Below are 25,955 nucleotides of genomic sequence, written 5' to 3'. Positions count from 1 at the left end.
ATTTTCATTGGCGCATGCTGTTGTGCGACAGGCGGGTCAGAACTGGTCTTCGGAAAGCGCCAGCACGCCCTCGGCCCCCTTCGCGCTGACGATCGCCGCTTCGAGCGCCACCGCCTGCGGCAAGACATGTTGCGCGTAGAACTGCGCAGTCGCGATCTTCGCGCCGTGGAACGCCGGATCCTCTGCATTCAGCCGCGCCGATGCGAGCATCGCGCGTCCCATCTGCCAGCCGCCCAGCACGATGCCCGCCAGCTTCAGATACGGCACGCTACCGGCGAACACGGCGTTCGGATCGCTCTTCGTGTTGGCAAGCACATAGTCCACCACCGAAGCCAGCGCCTGCTGCCCTTGCGACAGGTGCCGGTGCATGGCCTTGAACGGCGCGTCTTCGTGCGAGCCCAGCGCTTCCACGGTCCGGGCAATGTCGGCGATCAGCGCCTTCACCGCCGCGCCACCGTCGCGCAGCGTCTTGCGGCCGACCAGATCGTTGGCCTGGATCGCAGTGGTCCCTTCGTAGATCGGCAGGATGCGCGCATCGCGGTAGTACTGCGCGGCGCCCGTCTCCTCGATAAAGCCCATGCCGCCGTGCACCTGCACGCCCAGGCTCGTCACGTCGATCGAGAGCTCCGTGCTCCAGCCCTTCACGATGGGCACGAGATACTCGTAACGCACCTGATGCTGCGCGCGCACCGCCTCGTCGGGATGGCGATGCGCGAGGTCGCTTTCTGCCGCCGCCACATAGGCCAGCGCACGCGAGGCTTCGGTGAGCGCGCGCATCGTGCCGAGCATGCGACGCACGTCCGGGTGATGGATGATCGTCACGGCATCCTTCGCCGATCCGTCGACGGGACGGCTCTGCACGCGCTCCTTCGCATACGCCGCGGCCTTCTGGTACGCCCCCTCCGAAAGAGCGACGCCCTGCATGCCGACCGCGAAACGCGCCGCGTTCATCATGATGAACATGTATTCGAGGCCGCGGTTCTCTTCACCCACCAGATAGCCCACGGCACCGCCATGATCGCCGTACTGCAGCACGGCGGTGGGGCTCGCCTTGATACCGAGCTTGTGCTCGATGGACACGCAATGCACGTCGTTGCGTGCGCCAGGCGAGCCGTCCTCATTGATGAGGAATTTCGGCACGATGAAGAGCGAAATGCCCTTCACGCCGGCGGGCGCACTAGGCGTGCGCGCGAGCACCAGATGGACGATGTTCTCCGCCATATCGTGCTCGCCCCAGGTAATGAAAATCTTCGTGCCGAGGACCTTGTAGCTGCCGTCGCCCTGCGGTTCGGCGCGCGTGCGCACGAGCGCGAGATCGGAGCCCGCCTGCGGCTCCGTGAGGTTCATCGTGCCGGTCCACTCGCCCGAGATCAGCTTTGGCACGTAGCGCGCCTTTTGCGCTTCGGTGCCTGCCGTAAGCAGCGCCTCGATCGCGCCGTCGGTCAAGAGCGGGCACAGCGCGAACGACAGGTTCGCCGCGTTGAGCATTTCGATGCACGGCGTCGCAACGAGCTTGGGCAAACCCTGCCCTTCGTACTCCTGTGGATGCTGCACACCCTGCCAGCCGCCTGCGGAGAACTGGCGAAACGCATCGGCAAAGCCCGGTGTCGCGCTGACGTTGCCGTTATCCCAGCGGCTGGGATTGCGGTCGCCCTCCGCGTTCAACGGCGCGAGCACTTCGCCGCAGAGCTTTGCCGCTTCTTCGAGCACCGCCTGAACGGTTTCGGGCGTCGCGTCTTCAAAACCGGGCAGCGCCGCGATCTCGTCGAGGCCTGCCAGTTCCTTCATCACGAACAGCATGTCGTGGATCGGCGCGTTGTACATGTCTGTCTCCTCCGCGGGTTGCGAACCATAAAAAAAGGGGCGCCGTAGCACCCCTTCCTGTCATGCCGGACGCCGTGGTTCAACCCGCGCGGCGTCGGTCAGCACCGGCAATCAGCCGAGTTCCTTGACCAGCTCCGGCACGAGCGTGAACAGATCGCCCACGAGGCCATAGTCGGCCACGCTGAAGATCGGGGCTTCTTCGTCCTTGTTGATCGCGACGATCACCTTCGAGTCCTTCATGCCCGCCAGATGCTGAATGGCGCCCGAGATGCCCACCGCGATGTACAGCTGCGGCGCCACGATCTTGCCGGTTTGACCCACCTGGAAGTCGTTGGGGACGTAGCCTGCGTCCACTGCGGCACGCGAGGCGCCCAGTGCGGCGTTCAGCTTGTCGGCCAGCGGCTCCAGCACCTTCGTATAGTTCTCGCCGCTGCCCATGCCACGTCCACCCGAGACGATGATCTTCGCGCTCGTCAGTTCAGGACGGTCCAGCTTCGTCACTTCGCGGCTCACGAACTGCGACAGGCCGCTGTCTGCCGCCGCTTCGAGCTTCTCGACACTCGCGCTGCCGCCTTCGGATGCGACGGCGTCAAAACCCGTCGTGCGGACCGTGATCACCTTGATCGGGTCGCCCGACTGCACCGTTGCGATCGCATTGCCTGCGTAGATCGGACGTTCGAACGTGTCGGGCGAATCCACCGCCGTGATGTCCGAGATCTGCGCCACGTCCAGCTTCGCGGCGATACGCGGCGCCACGTTCTTGCCTGCGGCCGTCGCCGGCGCAAGGATGTGCGAGTAATTCTTCGCAATCGCGATAACCGTCGCCTCGACGTTTTCCGCCAGGCCTTGCTCCAGTTGCGGTGCATCGGCCAGCAGCACCTTCGCCACGCCGGCGATCTTCGCCGCGGCATCAGCCGCGCCCTGCGCGTTGTGGCCCGCCACCAGCACGTGCACGTCGCCGCCAATCTTCTGCGCGGCAGCCACAGTGTTCAGCGTCGCAGCCTTGACGGACGTGTTGTCGTGTTCGGCAATAACCAGAATCGTCATGTCTTTACGCTCCTCAACCCTTAGATGACCTTGGCTTCGGTCTTCAGCTTCTCGACCAGCGTCTTCACGTCCGGCACCTTCACGCCGGCCGAACGCTTCGGCGGCTCGGCCACCTTCAGCGTCTTCAGGCGTGGCGTGACGTCCACGCCGAGGTCCTCGGGCTTGATCGTCTCCAGCGGCTTCTTCTTCGCCTTCATGATGTTCGGCAGCGTCACGTAGCGCGGCTCGTTCAGGCGCAGGTCCGTCGTGACCACCGCGGGAAGCGTCAGCGACAGCGTTTCCGCGCCGCCGTCCACTTCACGCGCCACTGTCGCCTTGCCGTCCGCCACCGTGACCTTCGAGGCGAAGGTGGCCTGCGGCAGGTTCGCCAGCGCGGCGAGCATCTGGCCGGTCTGGTTCGAATCGTCGTCGATGGCCTGCTTGCCGAGAATTACGAGCGAAGGCTGCTCCTTGTCCACAAGCGCCTTCAGGATCTTCGCCACGCCCAGCGGCTCGACGCCGTCGGCCGCCTCGACAAGAATCGCACGGTCCGCGCCGATCGCCAGCGCCGTGCGCAGCGTTTCCTGCGCCTGCGCCACGCCCACCGACACCGCCACCACCTCGGTCGCCACGCCCGCTTCCTTCAGACGTACCGCTTCTTCCACCGCAATCTCGTCGAACGGGTTCATCGACATCTTCACATTGGCGATATCGACGCCCGTGCCGTCCGACTTCACACGGACCTTGACGTTGTAATCGACTACGCGCTTGACTGGCACAAGGATTTTCATTCACATGCTCCGAAGTTACGAATACGTCAACCTGGCGGACATTATAGCGAGCGCCTCGCCGTGCGCCTCTGCCGCCCGCACTTTTCACAGCTACCGCTTTTGCGCGACAGCGAACGATCGTGCTATTTTACGGTGGAAAAAACCCGGGCTACAACCCCGGGTTCCGACGAATTTCTCTAAACGGGAGATCCATGGCCTCCCGCCCTGGTTGTCGTTCACTTGTGACTCAGGCGCCGCACGAGCCAGTCGCCGAGCGACTGCACGAGTTGCACGAACACGATCAGGATCACGACGACGATCAGCATGACCTCCGGCTCGAAACGCTGGTAACCGTAGCGGATGCCGAGATCGCCCAGGCCACCGCCGCCGATCGCGCCCGCCATCGCCGAATAGCCGACGAGCGAGATGAACGTGATAGTGAGCCCCGCCACGACGCCGGGCAGCGACTCGGGCAGCAGCACCTTGAAGACGATCTGGCTCGTGCTCGCGCCCATCGCCTGCGCAGCCTCGATGAGACCGCGATCGACTTCGCGCAGCGCCGTTTCGACGAGCCGCGCGATGAATGGCGCGGCGGCAATCGTAAGCGGCACGACCGCGGCTGCCGTGCCGATCGACGACCCCACCACGAGCCGCGTAAACGGAATCACGGCAACGAGCAGGATGATGAACGGCACCGAGCGCACGGCGTTCACGATCGCACCCATTACGCGATTGACGGCGAGACTCTGCAGCACGCCGTCCCGATCGGTCAGATAGAGCAGCACGCCGAGCGGGAGACCGACGGCCGCGCCCACGACGCCCGAGATGCCCACCATGACGAGCGTTTCCCAGAACGACTGGACGAACATGTCGAACATTTCACTCCACATGGGACAGTTCCTCCACCACCACGCCTTGCTCGCGCAGCCAGGCCACGGCCTGCGCCACCCTGGCCGGATCGCCGCCGGCCAGCACCGCGAGCGAGCCGAACGCCTGCCCCTGGATCTCGTCGATCTGGCCATGCAGGATGTTGAAATCGAGTTCGAAGCGGCGAATCGTCTCCGAGAGCACCGGCTGATCCACGCCCGTACCCTTGAAAGCCAGGCGCAGCAGATGGCCGCTGCCCTTCGCGAGCCGTTCGGTCACGCGCGCCTTGAGCGCGGGCGGCAGTTCCTGCGCGATCACGTCGCCGAGCAGCGCGCGCGTCACTTCGTGGCGCGGCTGCAGGAACACGTCGATCACGGGGCCGGTTTCGACCACGCGGCCGGCATCGAGCACGGCAACGCGGTCGCAGACCTGTTTGATCACCTCCATCTGGTGCGTGATCATCACGATCGTGAGGTTCAGCTCGCGATTGATCTTGCGCAGCAGGTCGAGGATCGCCCGCGTGGTTTCAGGGTCGAGCGCGGACGTGGCTTCGTCGGAGAGCAGCACCTTCGGCTTGCTCGCCAGCGCGCGCGCAATGCCCACGCGCTGCTTCTGGCCGCCGCTGATCTGCGACGGGTAGCGATCCTTCTGCGCCGCGAGGCCCACGAGTTCGAGGAGCGGCAGCACCGTCTCCTCGATCTGCGCGCGCTTCATGCCCGCGAGTTCGAGCGGCAGCGCCACGTTGTCGAACACGGTGTGCGACGAGAGCAGATTGAAGTGCTGGAAGATCATGCCGATCTCGCGCCGCGCTTCGCGCAGCGCGGCGGGCGAGAGCGACGTGAGCGTATGGCCGTTGACGACGATATCGCCTTCGGTAGGGCGCGTGAGCAGATTGATGGTGCGCACGAGCGTACTCTTGCCCGCGCCGCTGCGCCCGATGATACCGAACACTTCGCCCGGAGGGATGGTCAGATTGACGTTGTGCAGCGCCTCGATCCAGCCTTGCGGGCCGGCGAAACGCTGGGACACGTTGCGTATTTCGATCATGGAGAAAAACGAAACGGCGGACGTGCCGCGCACCGCACGCCGGAAAGATCGCAGGGATCACCGAAGCGCCGGGCGCCGGCAAACAGCCGCCGTTGCTGGACTGAATTCAACTCGCGATTTTACCCTGGCGGCCGTCATTCCTTTTAATAATTGATTTCGATATTTTCATAACCGGATTGCATTAGAGGAATGCCGCTGCCCCGCGCGAGCCCAACGGGGCGGCGCGGCGGCTATGATCGGGCGGCGCACCGCGCAGACGATACCGACAATAGCCACCGCAAAGGACAAGAAGAGCCATGGAGACAAACCCGCCGTTCGACGCCGCCGCGCGTGATGCCGCACCCGGCGCGACTCCCGAAACCTCGACACTGCATGCGCCCGACGGCGCGACGCTGCCTCTCTACGTCTGGCGCACGACCGCCACGCCGCCGGTGGCCGCGATCGCGCTGCTGCATGGCCTGGCCGAACATGCGGGCCGCTACGCGGCATTCGCTGCCGCCATGAACGCCGCGGGCATCGACGTCTATGCGATCGACCTGCGCGGCCACGGCCGTGCAAGCGGCCCTCGCGCGTGGGTCGCGCACTTCGACGAATACCTGAACGATGCGTATGCCCTCGTCGCCCACGCGGGCGATGCCTGCGCCCGGCAAGGCACCCCGCTCTTCCTGATGGGGCACAGCATGGGCGGCGCCATTGCGGCGCTTTATGCGATCGAACGCGCGCCGCATGGCGGCGTGCCGCTCGCGGGCCTGTTGCTGTCGAGCCCGGCGCTGGCGCCCGGCCGCGACGTACCGTCATGGATGATTGCCGCGAGCCGCGTGATGAGCGCGATCTGGCCGCGCTTTCCCGCAATGAAGATCGATGCTGCCCTGCTCGCGCGCGACGCGCGCGTGGTCGAGGCGAACCGTGCCGACCCGCTCGTCCATCACGGCCCGATTCCGGCGCGTACAGGAGCCGAAGTGCTCAACGCGATGCGGCGTATCGAAGCCGGCCGCGCGGAATTGCGCCTGCCGGTGCTGATCTGGCACGGCACCGCCGACAAGCTCACCGAACCCGACGGCAGCCGCGCGTTCGGCCCCCATGTGGGCTCGCCCGACCGCACGCTCACGCTCTACGAAGGGAATTATCACGAGACGCTCAACGACCTCGAACGCGAACGCGTGATCGACGCCGCGATCGACTGGATAAAGGCGCACAACGCGGGCACGACGGCGGCGCCCGCTGAAGCCTGACCTCACTTCACCCCGCGGCGCTCGATGAAAGCCTGCACGCCATCGAGCGCGGGGTCGGTCATCATGTTGCAGGCCATCGTCTGGCCCGCCAACTGGTACGCGGCCTCGATGCCCATTTCGAGCTGCCGGTAGAAGAGCCCCTTGCCGGCCACGACCGCTTCGCGTGGCTTGGCGCAAATGCTTGCGGCCAGCGCCGTCACCGCCGCGTCGAGTTCTTCCGGCGCAACCACGCGGTTCACGAGCCCCTCGCGCTGTGCAGCGACGGCATCGATGAATTCTCCCGTCATCAGCATCTCGAACGCCGCCTTGCGCGAAACGTTGCGCGTAAGCGGCACCGCGGGCGTCGAGCAGAAGAGACCGAGGTTGATGCCCGATACGGCGAAGCGTGCCGTGTCGGCAGCGACGGCCAGATCGCACATCGCCACGAGCTGGCAGCCGGCCGCCGTCGCGACGCCGTGCACGCGCGCGATCACGGGCTGCGGCATTTTCTGGATCGTCAGCATCAGCTTCGTGCAGCGCGCGAATAGCTGCGCGTAGTACTCGCGCGAAGGGGCCGCCCGCATTTCCTTGAGATCGTGCCCGGCGCAGAACGCGCGGCCCGCACCGGCGATGACGACCACGCGCGCCGGCGACTTTGCCAGCGCCGAAAGCTGTTCCTGCAGCGCGTCGATGAGCGCCTCGGAGAGCGCGTTGAACGCATCGGGCCGGTTCAGCGTGACACGCACGACGCCCGGCACACCCCAGGCATCGTGCGTCACTTCGATTAGCGACGATTCGGCACCGGTGGCCGGGACGGACGGTTGAACGCTCATGCACACTCTCCTTCAGGCTCGATGCGTGTCACGAGGCATGACAAAGCGACACGGCAATACGGCAACACGGCACGGCGATGCGCGGCGATTTCACAGATCGGCGAGCGCGCGCAGATGCGCGACCACGCTGCGCCCGAGCGCCGAGAGGTTATAGCCGCCTTCGAGGCAGCTCACGATGCGCCCCTTCGCATAGCGTTGGGCGATCGCGCGGACCTGCTCGGTGATCCACGCGAAGTCGTCCTCGACGAGGCCCATGTTGCCGAGGTCGTCCTCGCGATGCGCGTCGAAGCCTGCCGAAATGAACAGCATCTCCGGCTTGAATTCGTGCAGGCGCGGCAGCCACATCAGGTCGATGGCCTCGCGCACTTCCATGCCCTTCGTGCGTGCGGCCATCGGCAAGTTGACCATGTTCGGCATCGGGTGATCCGCACCCGAGAACGGGTAGAACGGATGCTGGAAAAAGCTGCACATCAGCACGCGCGAGTCGCCCGCAAAGGCCGCCTCCGTGCCGTTTCCGTGGTGTACGTCGAAATCGATGATCGCGACGCGCTCGAGGCCGTGCACCTCCAGCGCGTGCCGCGCCGCGACCGCGACGTTATTGAAGAAGCAAAAACCCATTGCGCGCGCGGGTTCCGCGTGATGGCCCGGCGGCCGGATGCTGCAGAACGCGTTTTCGTAGCGCCCCGCGATCACGGCGTCGGTGGCGGCAAGCGCCGCGCCCGCGGCGCGCAGCGCAGCCTGCCACGTGTGCGGATTCATCGACGTATCGGGATCGATCTCCGCATACCCTTCTTGCGGTGACGTATTGCGGATGAAGTCGATATGCGCCTGCGTGTGCACGCGCAGCAGCGCTGACACTTCGGCGAGCGGAGCCGACTCGTCGCGCTCGATCAGCGTGTCGATGCGGCCCGCGATCAACTGGTCTTCGATGGCCTGCAGGCGCGCCGGGCATTCGGGATGCCAGTCGCCCATTTCATGCAGCAGGCAGTCTGGGTGCGTAAAGAATCCGGTCGTCATATGTCGTGCTTGCCGCGGCATGCACGTCGCCGCGGGTCTCCATCCTTGGGGCGCGCCGGAAAAGCACGCAATCAGTCATCACGTTACCACAGGGACTCCGTGCGAAAGCGCCGACCCGGCACGCCGGAGCGCCAATTCCGGCGGGGCGCTCGGGTATACTGCCCCGTGCCCCTTTCACTCTTCGCTCCCACCTTTCCGCTTCCCATGACGCTCAAGTCCGCTCTGTCCGCATCCGGCCGCCTGCGCATCACGACTTTCGCCCTCGCGCTCAGCGCCGCGCTGCCGCTGTGGACCGGCACGGCGCGTGCCCAGACGGCAGCGCCACAGGTACCCCAAGCGCCCCAGGCCCCGCTCACCGTCACGCAGGCGCAGCCCCAGGCGCCCACGCAGCAGGGCCAGACGTTCGAAGAGGAAATCATCCCGCAGCGTTATGCGAACAACCCGGATGTCGACGGATTCATCAACGACATGGTGGCGCGCTACGACTTCGACCCGACCGCGCTGCACGCGCTGTTCGCGGGCGTGAGCTATTCGGCGACGGCGGTGAAGCTCGTCACCCCCTCGCCCACGCCGGGCATCAAGAACTGGCGCGTCTACCAGGCGCGCTTTCTCGATCCCGTGCGCATCAATGCGGGCGTGAAGTTCTGGCGCGAAAACGCAGCCACGCTGCAGCGCGCCGCCGACGAGTTCGGCGTGCCGCCGGAGGTGATCGTCGGCATTATCGGCGTCGAGACGATCTACGGCCGCTACATGGGCAACTTCCGCGCGCTCGACGCGCTGACGACGCTTGCGTTCGACTACCCGAACACGCCGAACCGCGCCGACCGCGAAGCAACGTTCCGCAAGAATCTTGAAGACTATCTGGTGTGGACGCGCGGCGCGCAGATCGATCCGACCTCGGTGCTGGGTTCCTACACGGGCGCAATCGGCATTCCGCAGTTCCTGCCGAGCAGCATCGTGCAGTATGCGGTGGACTACGACGGCAATAACCATATCGACCTGCGCACGAGCCCGGCCGACGCAATCGGCAGCGTCGCCAACTATCTGCGGCAGAACGGCTGGGAATCGGGCCGTCCGGTGGTCTGGCAGATCGCCGGCGATGCGGGTAGCCAAGGTATCGCGCAGGCCGCCGCCGACGGGCAGCCGGAACCGCACTGGCCGCTCGAACAGTTGCTGCGCTCGGGGCTAGTGCTCGGCGAGCCGAGCGTGGACATCGCGGCCGAAGCGGGCACGCCGGTCACGGTCGTCGATCTGCCGACGCCGGGGCGGCCCACTCAGTACATGCTCGGGCTGAAGAACTTCTACGTGCTGACGCGTTACAACCGCAGCTTCTTCTATGCGCTTGCGGTGTATCAGTTGGGGATGCGCGTGAAGGCGCAGATGCTGGCGACGCAGCCCGGTGTGGGCAGCGGGCCAGGTAATAGCGGATCGGGTAGCCCGGGTGGATCGGGTGGCCCTGCCGCGCCGGGTATGGCGCCCGCTCCCGGCGATCAGCAGTAAACATCGATCCAGGGGTGGCCCCCCGCTTTTCCTGAGCGGCGCGCCACCCGCGCGTCACGACGCCGCTCAGGCCGGGAACACGCCAGTCGAAAGATAACGGTCGCCACGATCGCAGACAATGAACACGATGGTCGCGTTCTCGACCTGACGTGCAATGCGCATCGCCACCTCGCACGCGCCGCCCGACGATATCCCCGCGAAAATGCCTTCGACGGAAGCGAGGCGCCGCGCCATGGTCTCGGCGGCGGCCTGGCTCACGTTCTCGGTGCGATCGACGCGGCTGCGGTCGAAGATTTTCGGCAGGTATGCCTCCGGCCACTTGCGGATGCCCGGAATGCGCGAACCTTCTTCCGGCTGCGCCCCGACGATCTCGATGGCCGGATTCTTTTCCTTCAGAAACTGCGACGTGCCCATGATCGTGCCGGTCGTGCCCATCGACGACACGAAGTGCGTGATGCGGCCCTCGGTCTCGTTCCAGATTTCCGGACCGGTGGCCTCGTAGTGGGCAAGCGGGTTGTCCGGGTTCGCGAACTGGTCGAGGATGATGCCCTTGCCGTCGCGCTGCATCTGCTCGGCGAGATCGCGCGCGTACTCCATGCCGCCCTTGACCGGCGTGAGCAGGATCTGCGCGCCGTAGGCAGCCATGCTCTGGCGGCGCTCGACCGAGAGATCCTCCGGCATGATGAGCAGCATCTTGTAGCCGCGAATCGCCGCTGCCATCGCGAGCGCGATGCCGGTGTTGCCGCTCGTGGCCTCGATGAGCGTGTCGCCGGGCTTGATGCGGCCGCGCTCTTCCGCCTTGCGGATCATCGAGAGCGCCGGACGATCCTTCACCGAGCCCGCGGGATTGTTGCCCTCCAGCTTGGCCAGGATGACGTTGTTGCGCGCGCGGATGTCGTCGTCCACCAGGCGGACGAGTTGCACGAGGGGCGTGTTGCCGATCGTGTCTTCAATGGTCTTGTATGGCATGGCAGATTGCGTTTCGGGCGCGATGCACAAGGCATGGCGCGTAGGATGTGATCCGTCGATTCTAAACCACGCAGTGGCCTGGCGCTGACGACCCCTGACAGCGGTAGGGGCGAGGCCGCTGTGGTGTGGCGCTGCGATGATTGCACGGTGGCGCAAAAAACCCGCGGCCCGGGCCGCGGGTCAAGGCCACGGGTCGACGTCACCTGAGTGGCCACCTGAAGGGACCGTCAGGCGCTACCGCGCGTAAGCGAAGAACGGGACGGCGGCTACTTCTTGACCGTCACGGCGGCCGCCGGCTGTCCAGGCGGTGCCGCCTTCGCAGTTTGTGCCGACTGACCGTTGCCGTGCGCGGCCTGCGCGCTCGCCGGCCCGACCGACAATCCTTCGGCCTGCAAACGTTCGACCGTATGGCCGCCCATGCCCTTCACGCGCTTGCCGAGGTCGGAGGCGTCCCTGAACGGCCCGTGCGCGCCGCGCTCGTCGAGAATGGCCTTCGCGCGTGCCGGCCCGATGCCCTTGATGCCGCGCAGCGCGTCTTCATTGGCGGTGTTGACGTCGACCGCCGCGAACGCGTGGCCGACTGCGGCAACGAAGAGTGCCGCGGCGAGCAGTTTTCTGAACATGCTGGATCTCCCTTGAAACGACCTGCCGGCGACCGTCGCCGGCAGTGAGAGTCCAGTTTAGGGAGCGGCGGGTGCGAATTACACCTGGCCAGACAGCCAACGCACGTAGCGATCGACGCCTTCCTGCACCGTGAGGAACGGCGCGTCGTAGCCTACTGCGCGCAGTTTCGTCTGATCGGCCTGCGTGAAGCACTGGTACTTGCCGCGCAACGCGTCGGGGAACGGAATGTACTCGATCAAACCTTGCTCCACCTGTTCGCCGAGTGTCAGCGCGTTCTTGCCTTCCATCGCGCGCAACGTGTTGACCACGGTGCTTGCAATGTCGTTGAACGGTTGCGCACGGCCGCTGCCCAGATTGAAAATGCCCGTCTTCCCGGGATGATCGAAGAAGAACAGATTGACCTTCACGACGTCCTCGACCGAGACGAAGTCGCGCGTCTGCTCGCCCGGCGCATAGCCGTTGTACTCGCCGAACAGCTTCACTTTGCCTTCGGCGCGGAACTGGTTGAAGTTGTGGAACGCCACCGACGCCATGCGGCCCTTGTGCGTTTCGCGCGGACCATAGACGTTGAAGTAGCGAAAGCCCGCAATCTGGCTCTGCGCCGTGGGCAGCACGCGGCGGATCACCTGGTCGAACAGGAACTTCGAGTAGCCGTAGACGTTCAGCGGCGCCTCCACCTCGCGATCTTCGACGAAGCGGCTCGAACCGCCGTAGATCGCCGCCGACGAGGCATACAGGAACTGCACGCGCTGCGCGAGGCAGGCGTCGAGCACCGCGCGGCTGTAGCGGAAGTTGTTGTCCATCATGTAGCGGCCGTCGGTCTCCATCGTGTCCGAACAGGCGCCTTCGTGGAATATCGCGCGCACTTTACCGAAGTCGCCGCGCGCGAAGCGCTCGACGAATTCGGTCTTGTCGAGGTAGTCGTCGATTTCGCAATCGACCAGATTTTTGAACTTGTCGGCGCGCGTGAGGTTATCGACGGCGATGATGCGATCCTCGCCGCGCTCGTTGAGCGCCTTGACGATATTGCTGCCGATGAAGCCGGCCGCGCCGGTCACGATAAGAGTCATGGTGTGCCTGCGTCAGCGAAAGAGTTCGTCGTAGTCGACGGTAGCGGTCCCGAGCTTGCCGACCACGATGCCGGCCGCACGGTTCGCGAGCGCGACGCCCTGCACGAGCGGCAGGCCCGCGCCCAGCGCCACGGCCACCGTGGCGATCACCGTGTCGCCGGCGCCCGAAACATCATACACTTCGCGCGCGTCGGCCGCCGCGTGCAGCACGCCGTCGTCGGTGAAGAGCGTCATGCCCTCCTCCGAGCGCGTCAGCAGCAGCGCATCGAACTGCAGCTCTCGGCGCAGCTTCGTCACGCGCGCGAGCAGATCCTCTTCGGACTTCCACGTGCCCACCACCTCGCGCAGCTCGGCGCGGTTCGGCGTGATGACGCTCGCGCCGCGATAGCGCTCCCAGTCGTCGCCCTTCGGGTCGACCAGCACGGCCTTGCCTGCCGCACGCGCCTTCGCGATCATCTGCGTGACGTGCGTGAGGCCGCCCTTCGCGTAGTCGGACATGAGGATCACGTCGTGCGAGGGCAGCAGTGCGTCGAAGCGCGCGAGGCCTGCGAGCAGCACTTCGTGCGCCGGCGTGTTTTCGAAGTCCACACGCAGCAACTGCTGCTGACGCGAAAGCACGCGCAGCTTGATCGTGGTGGGCAACGCAGGATCGCGTTCGAGATGGGCGTTGACGCCGCTTTCGCCGAGCAGTCCGACGATGCGCTCGCCCGGCTCGTCGTGGCCGACCACGCAGAGCAGGCCCGCTTGCGCGCCGAGCGCGGTGGCGTTGCGCGCAACGTTCGCCGCGCCGCCCAGGCGATCCTCCTGGCGCTGCACGTGCACGACCGGCACCGGCGCTTCGGGTGAAATGCGGTTGACGTCGCCGAACCAGTAACGGTCGAGCATCACGTCGCCCACCACGAGCACGCGCGCGGCGGCGAAGCGCTCGCGCGGCACGTGCTCGACGGCAGGCGCGGGCGTCGCGACGCCCTTCTCCGTGGAATCAGACCGTGGGAGTTGCATCGGTTGCGAGCTTGACATGGGGTCGCCCAATCGAATAGTAGTCAATGCCGAGTTCCGCCATCGCGTCCGGCTCGTAGAGATTGCGGCCGTCGAAAATAAACGGCGACTTGAGCACGGACTTCAGGTAGGCGAAGTCCGGCGCCTTGAAAACGGTCCATTCGGTAACGATCACGAGCGCGTCGGCCCCCACGACCGTCTCTTCGGGACCCGTTGCAAACGTCAGCCGCGCGAGCAGTTCCGGCACGTGTGCGAGATCGAGTCCGAACACGCGGCGCGCCTCGTCGGTCGCAACCGGATCGTAGGCCGTCACCGCCGCGCCGCGCGCGAGCAGCTCGGCAATCAGGCGACGGCTCGACGCCTCGCGCATGTCGTCCGTGTTCGGCTTGAATGCGAGCCCCCAGACCGCGAAGCGCCGGCCGGAAAGATCGTCCCCGAATGCGCCGACGATCTTGCGCACCAGCACTTCCTTCTGCCCGTGGTTCACGTCCTCGACGGCTTCGAGAATGCGCAGATTCTGGCCCGATTCCGCTGCGGTGCGGATCAGCGCCTGCACGTCCTTCGGAAAGCACGAGCCGCCGTAGCCGCAGCCGGCATAGAGGAAGTGATAGCCGATGCGCGGATCAGAGCCAATGCCGCGACGCACCGACTCGATATCGGCGCCTACGCGATCGGCGAGGTTGGCCATTTCGTTCATGAACGAAATGCGCGTGGCGAGCATGGCGTTGGCCGCGTACTTCGTGAACTCGGCGGAACGCACGTCCATGTAGATCGTGCGCTCGTGATTGCGGTTGAACGGCGCATAGAGGCGCTTCATCTTCTCGCGCGCGAGGCCGCCGTTCTCGTCTTCGTCGATACCGATGATGATGCGGTCGGGCCGCATGAAGTCGTCGACGGCCGCGCCTTCCTTCAGGAACTCGGGATTCGAGACAACCGAGTAGCGATGCTCCGCGCTGCCCGCCAGGCCGCGCCTCGCGAGTTCCTCGCCGAGCACGGCGTGAACGCGCTGCGCGGTGCCCACGGGCACGGTCGACTTGTCCACGATCACCTTGAAGGCGCTCATGTGGCGGCCGATGTTGCGCGCCGCTTCGAGCACGTATTGCAGGTCGGCGGAGCCGTCCTCGTCGGGCGGCGTCCCCACGGCGATGAACTGCACCTCGCCGTGCGCGACGCTCGCGGCGACGTCGGTGGAAAACGTGATGCGGCCCGCCGCACGGTTGCGCGCAATGAGCTCGAGCAGGCCCGGTTCGTGGATGGGCACGCCACCGCCATTCAGGATGTCGATCTTGCGCGGATCGACGTCGAGGCAGAACACGTCGTGACCGATCTCGGCAAGGCACGCCCCGGTGACGAGGCCGACGTAGCCGGTGCCGACAATGGTGATTTTCATACGCGCTCCGGTGAGAGATTCTGTGTTGTGTTGCGGCGCCGCCCCGCCTGCATACGGCCCGCGGACGAACGCCGGACGCTCAGCTCGACGCGGGGATCGGCTCGACGCGGCGCGGCGCGTAGGTTTCCCAGCCGCTGCACCCCGGGCACTGCCAGTAGAAGAGGCGCGCCCGGAAGCCGCAATTCTGGCACGTGTAGCGTGGCAAATTTTTGGTGCGCTGCTGCAGGAGCGAGCGCATCAACTGGAGCTCGCTGTTGCGCGGCTCCTCTGCCGTGGCCTGCTGCGCTTCGAGCAGACGCGCCATGCCGGCGAGATTCGGTGCCTTCTGCATCTGCGTGCGCGCAAGCGCGTGCGCCGCGTCGCCGCCACGCAGCGCCGCAACGTACTTGTAGGCGACGTCGAGCAGATCGTTCGACGGATACGTATCGACCCACGTGGTCAGCAATTGCGCGCCCTCTTCCGCGCGGCCGAGCGATTCGTAGGCTTTCATGACCTTCTCGGCGACGAGCGGCAGATACGCGGGATTCTGCTCCTCCACGCCGCGCCACCGGTCGAGCGCCGCCTCCCAGTCGCCACCCGCCGCGTCGGCGTCGCCGCCAAGGATCGTCGCGCGCACATTCTGAGGATTCGCCTTGAGCGCGAGCTCGAGCTGGCGCCGCGCTTCGTCGGGCTTCTTCTGCTGTAGCGCTTCCTGCGCCAGCTCGCAATGGAACTGGGCGATTTCGACGTCGAGCGAACCCGCGCCCATGGTTTCGAGCTGGCGCGCGGTATCGATCGAGCGGTTCCAGTCCTTCTCGATGCCGTAGATCGTGAGCAGTGCCCGCTGGGCGCCCAGCGCATAGTCGCCCGATTGCAGCGAGACGAAGGTCTCTTCCGCGCGATCAAGCATGCCCGCCTTCAGATAATCCTGGCCGAGTTCATAGAGCGCGTGATCGCGCTCGTTCACCGGCAGGTCCGGGCGCGAAAGCAGATTCTGGTGCACGCGGATGGCGCGGTCGGTCTCGCCGCGGCGGCGGAACAGGTTGCCGAGCGCGAAGTGCAGCTCGACCGTTTCGGGATCGAGCTTGGCGACTTCGATGAACGCATCGATGGCCTTGTCCGGCTGTTCGTTGAGCAGGAAATTCAGGCCGCGGAAATAGGAGCGCGGCAGGTTGGCGCTTTCGGACAAAAGCGCCTTGAGGTCGTAGCGCGACGCCATCCAGCCGAGCGCGAAAGCGACGGGAATGACGAGAAGCCACCAGAAATCGAGATCCATGCGAGCGACGGTGTAAGCGGGACACAAGCCGCACGCCTTGCGGGCGCACGGCGAAACGATGGCGTCAGATGAGCGGCGGCAGCGGCGGCTCGACAACCGGCGACGGCGTCTCGCGCGCCACCCGCAGATCGCGCTTCAGGCGGCCATTCTCCATACGCAGCCGGAACAGGCCCGGCAGCGCCGAAAGCAGCCCGGCCAGCAACCCCACCACGAAGAATGCGAGGCCGATCAAGATCAGCGGAGCCTGCCACGCGTACCCGGCAAGAAAGTTCAACGTTGTGGTTTGCGTGTTGGCGAGCGCAAGCACGAGCAGCAACACGAATACCAGCACACGGATCACCCAGGCAATCAATCTCATGAAAGAGTCTCTTGGCAGTTGCGAAGAAGGCGCCGGCACCGGCCGCCATGCTGCGCCGCAGCACGAGCCGTGCCGAAGTGACCCGTATTGTAAATGAACGCCTCGCCCATCGGGATGTGCGCTATAGCGCATGTCGCGGGCACGCGGCGAATCCGCAGGCGATACCACCGGGTATGCACAAAAAAAAACGCCGGGGGTCGATAACCCCCGGCGCTTTCCGGTCCTTATATCTGGCCATCTGGCATTGACCGCCGACAACCGCAAGCACCCAAGGGCGACTTACAGATCATCGTCCGGCTCGTCCGCTTTCAGCGGCTCGCCCGCACGCCGGTCCACACGCTCGCGCAATTCCTTGCCCGGCTTGAAGTGCGGCACGAACTTCTCAGGCACCAGCACCTTCTCACCCGACTTCGGGTTGCGTCCCACGCGCGACGGCCGGCGGTTCAGGCCGAAGCTGCCAAAACCGCGAATTTCGATGCGATGGCCCTTGGCAAGCGCCTCGGACATCGCATCGAGCATCGTCTTGACCGCGAAATCCGCATCCTTGAGGACAAGTTGCGGAAATCGCGTAGCCAGCTGCGCGACCAATTCAGATTTGGTCATACTTCAGCTTGCCCCCGTTATGAGGCTTACTGGTTCTGGCCGTCGAGCTTGGCCTTGAGCAGCGCGCCGAGGTTGGTCGTGCCGGTGGCAGCCGAACCCGTGTCCGACGACATGCTGCGCAGCGCTTCCTGCGTTTCAGCCGAGTCCTTCGCCTTGATCGACAGGTTGATGCCACGCGACTTGCGATCGATGTTGATGATCATCGCGTTAACCTTGTCGCCTTCCTTCAGCACGTTGCGAGCATCTTCCACGCGGTCTTGCGCGATTTCCGAAGCACGCAGGTAGCCTTCGACGTCGGCCGTCAGGGTGATAACCGCACCCTTCGCGTCGACCGACTTCACCGTACCGTCGACAGTCGCACCCTTGTCGTTGATGGCAACGAAGTTGCTGAACGGGTCGCCTTCGAGCTGCTTGATGCCGAGCGAAATGCGTTCCTTCTCGACGTCGATGCCCAGAACCACGGCTTCGACTTCGTCGCCCTTCTTGTACTTGCGCACGGCTTCTTCGCCGGTTTCGCTCCACGACAGGTCGGAGAGGTGAACCAGGCCGTCGATGCCGCCAGGCAGACCGATGAAGACGCCGAAGTCGGTGATCGACTTGATCGCGCCTTGCAGCTTGTCGCCCTTCTTGAAGTTGCGGCTGAAGTCATCCCACGGATTCGGCTTGCACTGCTTCATGCCGAGCGAGATGCGGCGGCGGTCTTCGTCGATCTCGAGGACCATGACTTCGACTTCGTCGCCGAGCTGGACAACCTTCGACGGCGCAACGTTCTTGTTGGTCCAGTCCATTTCGGAAACGTGAACCAGGCCTTCGATGCCCGATTCGACTTCGACGAACGCGCCGTAGTCGGTGATGTTCGTGACCTTGCCGAACAGGCGCGTGCCCGACGGGTAACGGCGCGAGATGCCTTCCCACGGATCGTCGCCCAGTTGCTTGATACCGAGCGAAACGCGGTTCTTTTCCTGGTCGAACTTGAGGATCTTCGCGGTGACTTCCTGGCCAACCGAGAGAACTTCGCTCGGGTGACGCACGCGACGCCATGCGATGTCGGTGATGTGCAGCAGGCCGTCGATGCCGCCGAGGTCCACGAACGCGCCGTAGTCGGTGATGTTCTTGACCACGCCGTTGACGATCGCGCCTTCCTTCAGCGTTTCGAGCAGCTTGGCGCGCTCTTCGCCTTGCGTGGCTTCGATCACGGCACGGCGCGACAGCACGACGTTGTTACGCTTGCGGTCGAGCTTGATGACGCGGAATTCGAGGGTCTTGCCTTCGTACGGCGTGGTGTCCTTGACCGGACGCGTGTCGACGAGCGAACCCGGCAGGAACGCGCGGATGCCGTTGACCATGACGGTCATGCCGCCCTTGACCTTGCCCGTGATCGTGCCGGTCACGAGTTCGTTGTTGTCGAGAGCCTTTTCCAGCGACAGCCACGAAGCGAGACGCTTCGCCTTGTCGCGCGACAGGATCGTGTCGCCGTAGCCGTTTTCCAGCGCGTCGATCGCGACGGAAACGAAATCGCCCGCCTGAACCTCCACTTCGCCCTGGTCGTTCAGGAATTCCTCGATGGGAATGTAGGCCTCGGACTTCAGGCCAGCGTTCACGACCACGAAGTTGTGGTCGACGCGCACGACTTCAGCGGAGATGACTTCGCCGGCGCGCATGTCCTGGCGGGTCAGCGACTCTTCGAACAGAGCCGCGAAAGATTCGGTATTCGGGGTGGAGGTTTGCAGGTCGGACATAAAAATCTGAATTTGCAGGGTTTTCGCCGCGGGTTCGACTGCCTGCCGGTCATCTGGACCGGTCCCGCCTTGCTGCCGGAACGCCTGTTCGCGGCACGGATGCGAAAGCCATACGGGGTTAAAGGGTTTAACACACGCTCCGCTCGTGCGGAGCACCACTGCTACTACAACTACGGCTTACGCCTGTTTGCCGTGCCCGTCGTGGTGACGGGCGGGCTGCGATGCTGACGACAGCGTCTGGTACCACTGCACCACCTGTTCGACCGCCTGGTCGATCGAGAGCGCCGAGGTGTCCAGAAGCTTCGCATCTGCTGCGGGCTTGAGCGGCGCGGCCGTGCGACTACTGTCGCGCGCATCGCGTTCACGCAAATCCCGGAGCAAGTCATCCATATTAGCAGAAAATCCCTTCTGGATCAATTGCTTATGCCGGCGGGCCGCGCGGGCCTCGACGCTCGCTGTCAGAAACACCTTCAGAACCGCCTCCGGAAAGATCACGGTACCCATGTCGCGACCGTCCGCGACGAGCCCCGGCAGCTTGCGGAAGGCCCGCTGGCGCGCCACGAGCGCCGCGCGCACCGAAGGATGCGCGGCGATCACCGAGGCCCGGTTGCCGACTTCCTCGGCGCGGATTTCGGTCGAGACATCGACGCCGTCGAGCTGCGCAAGCCCCTCGCGGAACGTGATGTGAAGATCGTCGATCAGCTTTGCAAGGCCGTCCGCGTCGTCGCAGGCAATCGCATAGCGGATGCTGGCGAGCGCCGCGAGCCGGTACAGGGCGCCGCTGTCGAGCAGGTGAAAGCCGAGATGCGCGGCCACGAGCGTGGCCACCGTGCCCTTGCCGGAAGCGGTCGGGCCGTCGATTGCAATGACGGGCGTCGGATAAAAGGGACGGTTTGATTTCATGCTGGCGTTATTAGCAACTGCGAACCACTACGGTGACAACTTCAGTATCGGCGTCAGGGAAAAATAAGGCGTTACGGCTGCGCGAGCGCGAGGAACCGGTCGAAATAGTCGGGGAACGTCTTGCCGACGCATTTCGGGTCGTTGATGCGCACGGGCACGCCGCCGAGACTCACGAGCGAGAAGCACATTGCCATGCGGTGATCGTCGTACGTGTCGATTGCCGCGTTCGGCGTGAGTTGCGCGGGCGGGCGCACGATCAGATAGTCCACGCCCTCCTCCACCTCCGCGCCGACCTTGCGCAGCTCCTTGGCCATCGCCGCGATGCGGTCGGTTTCCTTCACGCGCCAGCTCGCGATATTGCGCAGCGTCGTGGCGCCGTCCGCGAAAAGCGCCGCCACGGCGATCGTCATGGCCGCGTCGGGAATCAGATTGAAGTCCATGTCGATCGGGTCGAGCTTGCCGTGATCGTTGCCGATCCCGCGCACTTCGATCCAGTCGTCGGCCATCGTGACGTTGGCGCCCATGCGGCCGAGCGCGTCGGCAAAGCCGATGTCGCCCTGGATGCTCGCGCGCCCCACGCCCTCCACGCGCAGCGGACCGCCGCCGATGGCGCCCGCGGCGAGGAAATACGACGCGGACGACGCGTCGCCCTCGACCATGATCTTGCCGGGCGACTGATAGCGCACGCCCGCCGGCACTTCGAAGCGGTGCCAGCCGTGGCGCCCGACCTTCACGCCAAAGCGCTCCATGAGCTTGATCGTGATCTCGATATAAGGCTTCGAAATGAGCTCGCCGTCCACCTGCACGACCGTCACGCCGTCCTTGGCGCGCACGAGCGGCAGCGTCATCAGCAGCGCCGTGAGGAACTGGCTCGAAACGTCGCCGCGCACGGTGATCGGCGCATCGACCGAAATCGCCGACGGACGAATGCGCAGCGGCGGAAAGCCTTCGTTCTCCTCGTAATCGATCTTCGCGCCGATCTGGCGCAGGCCGTCCACGAGGTCGCCGATCGGCCGTTCGTGCATGCGCGGTACGCCGTGAATGCGGTAGTCGCCGCCGTTCACCGCGAGCGCCGCCGTGAGCGGACGCACGGCCGTACCCGCGTTGCCGAGGAAGAGATCCGCGCGCACCGCCGTGAATGCGCCGCGCGTGCCCTGCACGACGCAGGTGTCGTCTTCGCGCTTGAGCTTCACGCCGAGCTTTTCGAGCGCGTCGAGCATGACCCGCGTGTCGTCGGAGTCGAGCAGATTCGTGATCGTGGTCTCGCCTTCGGCCAGCGCCGCGAGCAGCAGCACGCGGTTCGAGATGCTCTTCGAGCCGGGCAGGCGGACGGTGCCGGACGCACGGGAGAAAGGTCCGAGATCGAGGTAGTCCATGGGTGTGTCCTGAGAATTCGGTCGGGCGCGAGGGCGCGGCGGGTCTGTCGGCTGATCTTTCGGCTTACTTGTCCGGTGCGGCCTCGGCAGCGCGCTTGCCGCCGCGCTCCTGCCACGCGCTGCGCGCCGCGCGCGAGCGCGCGAACACCGTTTCGAGGGCGGCGCCGTCGCCGGTGTCGATGGCTGCGCGCAGCTTCGCCAGCACTTCGGTGTAGGCGTCGAGCTCGGCGAGCAACGCCGCGCGGTTCGCGAGGCAGACGTCGCGCCACATCTCCGGGCTCGACGCGGCAATACGCGTGAAATCGCGAAAGCCTCCGGCAGCGAACGAAAATTTGAGCTCGGCATCGGGCGACGCGAGGATCTGGTCCACGAGGGCGAACGACAGCACGTGCGGCAGATGGCTCACCGAGGCGAACACGCGATCATGCTGCGCAGCGCTCATCGTGCCGATCACGGCCCCCGTCGCGCGCCACATCGCGGCGATGCGCTCGACCGCTTCCGGCGCGTTCTCCGCGAGCGGGCACAGCACCACGTTGCGGCCGACATAGAGATCGGGCAGCGCGGCCTCCACGCCGCTCGACTCGCGGCCCGCAATCGGGTGAGCCGGCACGAACTGCGCGATACGCGCGCCGAGCGCCGCGCGCGCGGCCTCGATCACGTCGCTCTTGGTGCTGCCCGCATCAGTGATGAGCGTCTCGTCTTCGAGATGCGGCGCGATGCGCTCGAACAACGCGCGCATCTGCGCGACAGGCGCAGCCAGCAGCACGACGTCGGCGCCCTTGAGCGCTTCGGCCAGCGCCGCATCGTCGTCGAGCGTGGCGGCCGCATCGATCACGCCCAGTTCGAGCGCGCGCTCGACCGAATGCAGACGCCGCCCCACGCCAATCACGCGGCCCGCATGGAGGCCGCCGGCACCGCGCTCGCGCAGCCCGCGAGCGAGCGACCCGCCGATCAGGCCGACACCGAAAATCACCAGTTTGTTGAAGGAAAACACGCTCACGACATCACCGGAAAAACGAAAACATACGCGTCGCTCACACGAGCGCGCGTTCAAGCGCCGCGAGGAAGGCCACGTTCTCCTCGGGCAGGCCGATCGTCACGCGCAGCCACTGCGGCAGGCCATAGTTGCCGACCGGACGCACGATCACGCCCTGCCTGAGCAAGGCGAGATTCACCCGGTCGCCCGCGCCGTCTTCATTGCCTACGCGCACGAGCACGAAGTTACCGTCCGACGGCACGTATTCGAGCTTGAGGCGTTCGAAAGCGGCCGTCAGCAGGCGATACCCTTCGGCGTTGAGCGCGGCGCTCTTTTCGAGGAACGCGGTGTCGCCGAGTGCGGCAACAGCCGCAGCCTGCGCGAGCGTATTCACGTTGAACGGCTGACGCAAACGGTTCAGCAGATCGGTCAGCTCCGGCTGCGCAATCGCGAAGCCGATGCGCAGACCGGCGAGCCCGTACGCCTTCGAGAACGTGCGCGACACGAGCAGGTTCGGATAGCGGCGCACCCAGGCAATCGAGTCGTAACGCTTGCCGGCGGCAAGATACTCCGTGTAGGCCTCGTCGAGCACGACCACCACATGGCTCGGCACCTTCGCGATGAAGGCCTCGAGCGTCGCGCCGTCGATGAACGTGCCGGTCGGGTTGTTCGGATTGGCGACGAAGACGAGGCGCGTGTCGTCGGCAATCGCCGCGAGCATCGCGTCGAGATCGTGGCCATGATGGACGGCCGGCGTCACGAGATGCCTTGCACCGAGGCCCTGCGCGGCGAGCGCATAGACCGCGAACGAGTACTGCGAATAGACGATCGACTGCCCCCGCTCGACGAACGCACGCGCCGCGAGTTCAAGGATGTCGTTGCTGCCGTTGCCGAGCGTGATCCATTCGGGCGGCACGTCGTAGCGCGCGGCGAGCGCGGCCTTCAGTTCGAACGCGTTCGAATCGGGATAACGGCCCAGCTCGCACGCGGCCTGCGCGATTGCGCGTTGCGCCGACTCGGGCATGCCGAGCGGGTTCTCGTTCGAGGCGAGCTTCACGATGCGCGCCTCGTCGAGCCCGAACTCGCGCGCCACTTCCGAAATCGGCCTGCCCGCAACGTAGGGCGCGATCGCGCGCACGTAGTTCGGGCCGAATTGCGATGTCATGCAGGGTCTCCTTCAGCAGTTCCTGGCGGACGGCCTGGCAGCCGCCCGACCACGTTTTCAGCGCGAGCGCGGATACGAACCCAGGATCTTCAGATACGCGGCCTTCTTGCCGAGATCGTCGAGCGCGCCGGCCACGGCGGGATCGTCGCGATGGCCCTCGAAGTCGATATAGAAGTAGTACTCCCACGTACCGACACGCGCCGGACGCGACTCGAAGCGCGTCATCGACACGCCGTGGCGCGCGAGCGGTTCGAGCAGCTTGTAGACGGCGCCCGGCTCGTTCTTCACCGAAACGATCATCGACGTCTGGTCGTTGCCCGTCGGGCCCGCCGGCTGCTTGCCGATCACGACGAAGCGCGTGCGATTGTGCGGATCGTCCTGGATCAGCGCATTCGCGATCAGGAGGCCGTAATGGGTGGCCGCCCGCTCGCCGGCAATGGCGGCGACCGTCGGGTCGGCGCCGGCAAGACGCGCCGCCTCCGCGTTGCTCGCCACGGCCTGGCGTTCCAGGTGCGGTGCGTGCGCCGTGAGCCAGTGCTGGCACTGCGCGAGCGCTTGCGGATGCGCGCACACGCGCGTCACGCCCGCCAGCTTGCCGCTTTGCGTCATCAGGTTGTGCTCGATCGGCAGCGCGATTTCCCCGCCGATCACGAGCTGCGTCTCGAGAAACAGGTCGAGCGAGCGCGACACGGCGCCTTCGCTCGAATTCTCGACCGGCACCACGCCGAACTCGGAGGCCCCGGCCTCGACCGAGCGGAACACCTCGTCGATCGACGGACACGGCAAGCCTTCGATCGACTGGCCGAAGTACGCGTGCATCGCCTGCTCGCTATAGGTGCCGACCGGCCCGAGATAGGCCGCGGTGATCGTCTTTTCGAGCGAGCGGCTCGCGGCCATGATCTCGCGCCAGATCGCGCTGATGTGCTCGTTGCCGAGCGGCCCTGCGCTCAGTCCCTGCAGGCGCGCGATCACCTGCAGCTCGCGCTCCGGGCGGAACACCGGCGCGTTGTAGTGCTTCTTGACCTCGCCCACTTCGAGCGCCACCGCCGCGCGCTGGTTGAGCAGCGCGATCAGTTGCGCATCGATCGCGTCGATACGTTCGCGCAGCGGCTTGAGTTTGGAATTGAGTTCGTCGTCCATGCGTGAGACCGGCAATCTGAAAGGAGGCGCACGCGCGAGCCGCGCATAGTTAGATACTAAATGCGGCGCTCATGCGTGCTTCGCTTCGAATTCCTTCATGTACTCGACCAGCGCTTTCACTGCTTCGAGCGGCACCGCGTTGTAAATCGACGCCCGCATGCCGCCGACGGACTTGTGGCCCTTCAGCTGCAACAGCCCACGCGCCTTCGCGCCGGCAAGGAAATCTTCGTTACGTGATTCGTCGGCGAGGAAGAACGGTACGTTCATCCGCGAGCGCGCGCGGCGCTCCACCTTGTTGATGTAGAAGCCGCTCGCGTCGATCGTGTCGTAGAGCAGCTTCGCTTTTTCGATGTTGCGCGCTTCGATGGCGGTGAGGCCACCCTGGCGCTTGAGCCACTTGAACACGAGCCCGGCGATGTAGATCGCATAGGTGGGCGGCGTGTTGAACATGGAGTTGTTCGCGGCAACCGTCTTCCATTCGAACGCGGACGGGCAGATCGACATCGCGCGGTCGAGCAGATCCTCGCGCACGATCACGACCGTCACGCCGGCCATGCCGATGTTCTTCTGCGCGCCGCCGTAGAGCACGCCGTACTTGGCGATGTCCATCGGGCGCGAGAGGATGTGCGACGAAGCGTCGGCCACGAGCGGAATGTCGCCGAGATCGGGGATCTCGAAGGTCTCGACGCCGTCGATCGTCTCGTTCGTGCACAAATGGACGTAAGCGGGATCGTCCGAAAGCTTCCACTCGTTCGCGGACGGCGCATGCGTGAAGCCCGCCTCGGTCCGCCCGCTGGCCGCGATGTGCGACGCGCCGTACTTGAGCGCCTCCTTCTGCGACTTCTGCGACCAGGCGCCGGTGACCACGAAGTCGGCGCGCGGCTTCACCCCGAACAGGTTCAGCGGCACGATCGCGTTCTCGCCAATGCCGCCACCTTGCAAGAACAGGATGTGGTGGCTCGCCGGGACTTCCATCAACTCGCGCAGGTCGAGCAGCGCCTCGCTGTGGATCTGCATGAACTCGGGGCCGCGATGGCTCATTTCCATCACGCTCATGCCGCTACCGTGCCAGTCGAGCATTTCGTCGGCGGCCTGGCGCAGCACTTCTTCGGGCATGGCCGCAGGTCCGGCGGAGAAGTTGAAGACGCGCATCGTTAAAGGACCCCGGGGAGGCAGGCGCGGCGGTATCACGGTGGCATAAAAGGCACCGGAAAAACGCGCCCGAAATGAAAAATGGTTGCTTGCGCTCACGCGCAAACAACCATTATCGCACTGTCAGCTGGAACCCGCCAA

At 65.4% G+C, this 25,955-nt stretch carries 24 protein-coding genes; 2 read left to right on the top strand and 22 right to left on the bottom strand.

Annotated elements, in window-relative coordinates; translation table 11 throughout:
- Window positions 1-36: 36 nt before the first annotated feature.
- The 5 genes from WJ542_RS08830 to WJ542_RS08810 form a co-directional block, all read right to left on the bottom strand.
- Window positions 37-1,824 (bottom strand): acyl-CoA dehydrogenase, encoded by a 1,788-nt coding sequence (locus tag WJ542_RS08830; RefSeq protein ID WP_411188944.1) that lies wholly within the window; start codon window positions 1,822-1,824, stop codon window positions 37-39.
- Window positions 1,825-1,935: 111 nt separating this feature from the next.
- Entirely contained in the window at window positions 1,936-2,871 is a 936-nt protein-coding gene (locus WJ542_RS08825; RefSeq protein WP_411188943.1) for an electron transfer flavoprotein subunit alpha/FixB family protein, read from the bottom strand.
- A 20-nt stretch (window positions 2,872-2,891) separates the two neighbouring features.
- Window positions 2,892-3,641 (bottom strand): electron transfer flavoprotein subunit beta/FixA family protein, encoded by a 750-nt coding sequence (locus WJ542_RS08820; protein WP_411188942.1) that lies wholly within the window; start codon window positions 3,639-3,641, stop codon window positions 2,892-2,894.
- 215 nt (window positions 3,642-3,856) lie between these two features.
- Complete coding sequence (locus tag WJ542_RS08815; protein ID WP_411188941.1) at window positions 3,857-4,510, bottom strand: methionine ABC transporter permease; 654 nt, start codon at window positions 4,508-4,510, stop codon at window positions 3,857-3,859.
- Window positions 4,500-5,534, bottom strand: coding sequence for a methionine ABC transporter ATP-binding protein (locus WJ542_RS08810; RefSeq protein WP_411188940.1), 1,035 nt, complete (start codon window positions 5,532-5,534; stop codon window positions 4,500-4,502). Before WJ542_RS08810 ends, WJ542_RS08815 begins: the two co-directional genes overlap by 11 nt.
- 368 nt (window positions 5,535-5,902) lie before the next feature.
- Here WJ542_RS08810 and WJ542_RS08805 point away from each other — a divergent pair, with 368 nt between their 5' ends.
- Window positions 5,903-6,766 carry an alpha/beta hydrolase gene (locus WJ542_RS08805; protein ID WP_411190508.1) on the top strand — a complete coding sequence of 288 codons (864 nt, stop codon included), beginning with the start codon at window positions 5,903-5,905 and terminating at the stop codon, window positions 6,764-6,766.
- A 2-nt stretch (window positions 6,767-6,768) separates the two neighbouring features.
- On the opposite strand, the gene WJ542_RS08800 is transcribed toward WJ542_RS08805, so the two are convergent.
- Together WJ542_RS08800 and WJ542_RS08795 are read right to left on the bottom strand one after the other, a co-directional pair.
- Complete coding sequence (locus WJ542_RS08800) at window positions 6,769-7,578, bottom strand: enoyl-CoA hydratase (RefSeq protein WP_411188939.1); 810 nt, start codon at window positions 7,576-7,578, stop codon at window positions 6,769-6,771.
- A gap of 90 nt (window positions 7,579-7,668) precedes the next feature.
- Window positions 7,669-8,595 carry a histone deacetylase family protein gene (locus WJ542_RS08795; protein ID WP_411188938.1) on the bottom strand — a complete coding sequence of 309 codons (927 nt, stop codon included), beginning with the start codon at window positions 8,593-8,595 and terminating at the stop codon, window positions 7,669-7,671.
- A gap of 204 nt (window positions 8,596-8,799) precedes the next feature.
- Here WJ542_RS08795 and mltB point away from each other — a divergent pair, with 204 nt between their 5' ends.
- Window positions 8,800-10,095 (top strand): lytic murein transglycosylase B, encoded by a 1,296-nt coding sequence (mltB, locus tag WJ542_RS08790; RefSeq protein ID WP_411188937.1) that lies wholly within the window; start codon window positions 8,800-8,802, stop codon window positions 10,093-10,095.
- A gap of 66 nt (window positions 10,096-10,161) precedes the next feature.
- On the opposite strand, the gene cysM is transcribed toward mltB, so the two are convergent.
- The 15 genes from cysM to serC form a co-directional block, all read right to left on the bottom strand.
- Window positions 10,162-11,064 (bottom strand): cysteine synthase CysM, encoded by a 903-nt coding sequence (cysM, locus tag WJ542_RS08785; protein ID WP_411188936.1) that lies wholly within the window; start codon window positions 11,062-11,064, stop codon window positions 10,162-10,164.
- A 266-nt stretch (window positions 11,065-11,330) separates the two neighbouring features.
- On the bottom strand, window positions 11,331-11,687 hold the full coding sequence (locus WJ542_RS08780; RefSeq protein ID WP_411188935.1) for a ComEA family DNA-binding protein: 357 nt from the start codon (window positions 11,685-11,687) through the stop codon (window positions 11,331-11,333).
- A gap of 78 nt (window positions 11,688-11,765) precedes the next feature.
- Window positions 11,766-12,758 carry an ADP-glyceromanno-heptose 6-epimerase gene (gene rfaD / locus WJ542_RS08775; protein ID WP_411188934.1) on the bottom strand — a complete coding sequence of 331 codons (993 nt, stop codon included), beginning with the start codon at window positions 12,756-12,758 and terminating at the stop codon, window positions 11,766-11,768.
- 12 nt (window positions 12,759-12,770) lie between these two features.
- Complete coding sequence (rfaE1, locus tag WJ542_RS08770; protein WP_411188932.1) at window positions 12,771-13,778, bottom strand: D-glycero-beta-D-manno-heptose-7-phosphate kinase; 1,008 nt, start codon at window positions 13,776-13,778, stop codon at window positions 12,771-12,773.
- A complete protein-coding gene (locus WJ542_RS08765) occupies window positions 13,741-15,147 on the bottom strand; it encodes a UDP-glucose dehydrogenase family protein (RefSeq protein WP_411188931.1) in 1,407 nt (468 codons plus the stop codon). The genes rfaE1 and WJ542_RS08765 overlap by 38 nt, the downstream gene beginning before the upstream one ends.
- A gap of 79 nt (window positions 15,148-15,226) precedes the next feature.
- Window positions 15,227-16,402 (bottom strand): lipopolysaccharide assembly protein LapB, encoded by a 1,176-nt coding sequence (lapB, locus tag WJ542_RS08760; protein WP_411188930.1) that lies wholly within the window; start codon window positions 16,400-16,402, stop codon window positions 15,227-15,229.
- Between the two features lie 64 nt (window positions 16,403-16,466).
- Complete coding sequence (locus WJ542_RS08755) at window positions 16,467-16,760, bottom strand: lipopolysaccharide assembly protein LapA domain-containing protein (protein ID WP_411188929.1); 294 nt, start codon at window positions 16,758-16,760, stop codon at window positions 16,467-16,469.
- 279 nt (window positions 16,761-17,039) lie between these two features.
- Window positions 17,040-17,363 (bottom strand): integration host factor subunit beta, encoded by a 324-nt coding sequence (locus WJ542_RS08750; RefSeq protein ID WP_411188928.1) that lies wholly within the window; start codon window positions 17,361-17,363, stop codon window positions 17,040-17,042.
- 26 nt (window positions 17,364-17,389) lie between these two features.
- Window positions 17,390-19,120, bottom strand: a complete 1,731-nt coding sequence (gene rpsA, locus WJ542_RS08745; RefSeq protein ID WP_411190507.1) for a 30S ribosomal protein S1 — start codon at window positions 19,118-19,120, stop codon at window positions 17,390-17,392.
- A 159-nt stretch (window positions 19,121-19,279) separates the two neighbouring features.
- Entirely contained in the window at window positions 19,280-20,005 is a 726-nt protein-coding gene (gene cmk, locus WJ542_RS08740; RefSeq protein ID WP_411188927.1) for a (d)CMP kinase, read from the bottom strand.
- A gap of 71 nt (window positions 20,006-20,076) precedes the next feature.
- Entirely contained in the window at window positions 20,077-21,381 is a 1,305-nt protein-coding gene (gene aroA / locus WJ542_RS08735; protein WP_411188926.1) for a 3-phosphoshikimate 1-carboxyvinyltransferase, read from the bottom strand.
- A gap of 64 nt (window positions 21,382-21,445) precedes the next feature.
- Complete coding sequence (locus tag WJ542_RS08730; protein WP_411188925.1) at window positions 21,446-22,381, bottom strand: prephenate dehydrogenase; 936 nt, start codon at window positions 22,379-22,381, stop codon at window positions 21,446-21,448.
- Window positions 22,382-22,415: 34 nt separating this feature from the next.
- Window positions 22,416-23,522, bottom strand: a complete 1,107-nt coding sequence (gene hisC / locus WJ542_RS08725; RefSeq protein ID WP_411188924.1) for a histidinol-phosphate transaminase — start codon at window positions 23,520-23,522, stop codon at window positions 22,416-22,418.
- A gap of 57 nt (window positions 23,523-23,579) precedes the next feature.
- Window positions 23,580-24,662 (bottom strand): prephenate dehydratase, encoded by a 1,083-nt coding sequence (pheA, locus tag WJ542_RS08720; protein ID WP_411188923.1) that lies wholly within the window; start codon window positions 24,660-24,662, stop codon window positions 23,580-23,582.
- 69 nt (window positions 24,663-24,731) lie between these two features.
- Window positions 24,732-25,814, bottom strand: a complete 1,083-nt coding sequence (gene serC / locus WJ542_RS08715; RefSeq protein WP_411188922.1) for a 3-phosphoserine/phosphohydroxythreonine transaminase — start codon at window positions 25,812-25,814, stop codon at window positions 24,732-24,734.
- Between the last annotated feature and the right edge of the window lie 141 nt (window positions 25,815-25,955).

It is taken from the genome of Paraburkholderia yinzeri, assembly GCF_046581065.1.
Classification (GTDB): domain Bacteria; phylum Pseudomonadota; class Gammaproteobacteria; order Burkholderiales; family Burkholderiaceae; genus Paraburkholderia.
The sequence above is the reverse complement of the archived record's forward strand: the minus strand, read 5'-3'. Positions and strand labels throughout refer to the sequence as shown.

What these genes read in the sequence shown, in the direction of transcription:
- WJ542_RS08830 (WP_411188944.1), bottom strand. Translation starts at nt 1,824, where the DNA reads ATGTACAACGCGCCGATCCACGACATGCTGTTCGTGATGAAGGAACTG.
- WJ542_RS08825 (WP_411188943.1), bottom strand. Translation starts at nt 2,871, where the DNA reads ATGACGATTCTGGTTATTGCCGAACACGACAACACGTCCGTCAAGGCT.
- WJ542_RS08820 (WP_411188942.1), bottom strand. Translation starts at nt 3,641, where the DNA reads ATGAAAATCCTTGTGCCAGTCAAGCGCGTAGTCGATTACAACGTCAAG.
- WJ542_RS08815 (WP_411188941.1), bottom strand. Translation starts at nt 4,510, where the DNA reads ATGTGGAGTGAAATGTTCGACATGTTCGTCCAGTCGTTCTGGGAAACG.
- WJ542_RS08810 (WP_411188940.1), bottom strand. Translation starts at nt 5,534, where the DNA reads ATGATCGAAATACGCAACGTGTCCCAGCGTTTCGCCGGCCCGCAAGGC.
- WJ542_RS08800 (WP_411188939.1), bottom strand. Translation starts at nt 7,578, where the DNA reads ATGAGCGTTCAACCGTCCGTCCCGGCCACCGGTGCCGAATCGTCGCTA.
- WJ542_RS08795 (WP_411188938.1), bottom strand. Translation starts at nt 8,595, where the DNA reads ATGACGACCGGATTCTTTACGCACCCAGACTGCCTGCTGCATGAAATG.
- mltB (WP_411188937.1), top strand. Translation starts at nt 8,800, where the DNA reads ATGACGCTCAAGTCCGCTCTGTCCGCATCCGGCCGCCTGCGCATCACG.
- cysM (WP_411188936.1), bottom strand. Translation starts at nt 11,064, where the DNA reads ATGCCATACAAGACCATTGAAGACACGATCGGCAACACGCCCCTCGTG.
- WJ542_RS08780 (WP_411188935.1), bottom strand. Translation starts at nt 11,687, where the DNA reads ATGTTCAGAAAACTGCTCGCCGCGGCACTCTTCGTTGCCGCAGTCGGC.
- rfaD (WP_411188934.1), bottom strand. Translation starts at nt 12,758, where the DNA reads ATGACTCTTATCGTGACCGGCGCGGCCGGCTTCATCGGCAGCAATATC.
- rfaE1 (WP_411188932.1), bottom strand. Translation starts at nt 13,778, where the DNA reads ATGTCAAGCTCGCAACCGATGCAACTCCCACGGTCTGATTCCACGGAG.
- WJ542_RS08765 (WP_411188931.1), bottom strand. Translation starts at nt 15,147, where the DNA reads ATGAAAATCACCATTGTCGGCACCGGCTACGTCGGCCTCGTCACCGGG.
- lapB (WP_411188930.1), bottom strand. Translation starts at nt 16,402, where the DNA reads ATGGATCTCGATTTCTGGTGGCTTCTCGTCATTCCCGTCGCTTTCGCG.
- WJ542_RS08755 (WP_411188929.1), bottom strand. Translation starts at nt 16,760, where the DNA reads ATGAGATTGATTGCCTGGGTGATCCGTGTGCTGGTATTCGTGTTGCTG.
- WJ542_RS08750 (WP_411188928.1), bottom strand. Translation starts at nt 17,363, where the DNA reads ATGACCAAATCTGAATTGGTCGCGCAGCTGGCTACGCGATTTCCGCAA.
- cmk (WP_411188927.1), bottom strand. Translation starts at nt 20,005, where the DNA reads ATGAAATCAAACCGTCCCTTTTATCCGACGCCCGTCATTGCAATCGAC.
- aroA (WP_411188926.1), bottom strand. Translation starts at nt 21,381, where the DNA reads ATGGACTACCTCGATCTCGGACCTTTCTCCCGTGCGTCCGGCACCGTC.
- hisC (WP_411188924.1), bottom strand. Translation starts at nt 23,522, where the DNA reads ATGACATCGCAATTCGGCCCGAACTACGTGCGCGCGATCGCGCCCTAC.
- pheA (WP_411188923.1), bottom strand. Translation starts at nt 24,662, where the DNA reads ATGGACGACGAACTCAATTCCAAACTCAAGCCGCTGCGCGAACGTATC.
- serC (WP_411188922.1), bottom strand. Translation starts at nt 25,814, where the DNA reads ATGCGCGTCTTCAACTTCTCCGCCGGACCTGCGGCCATGCCCGAAGAA.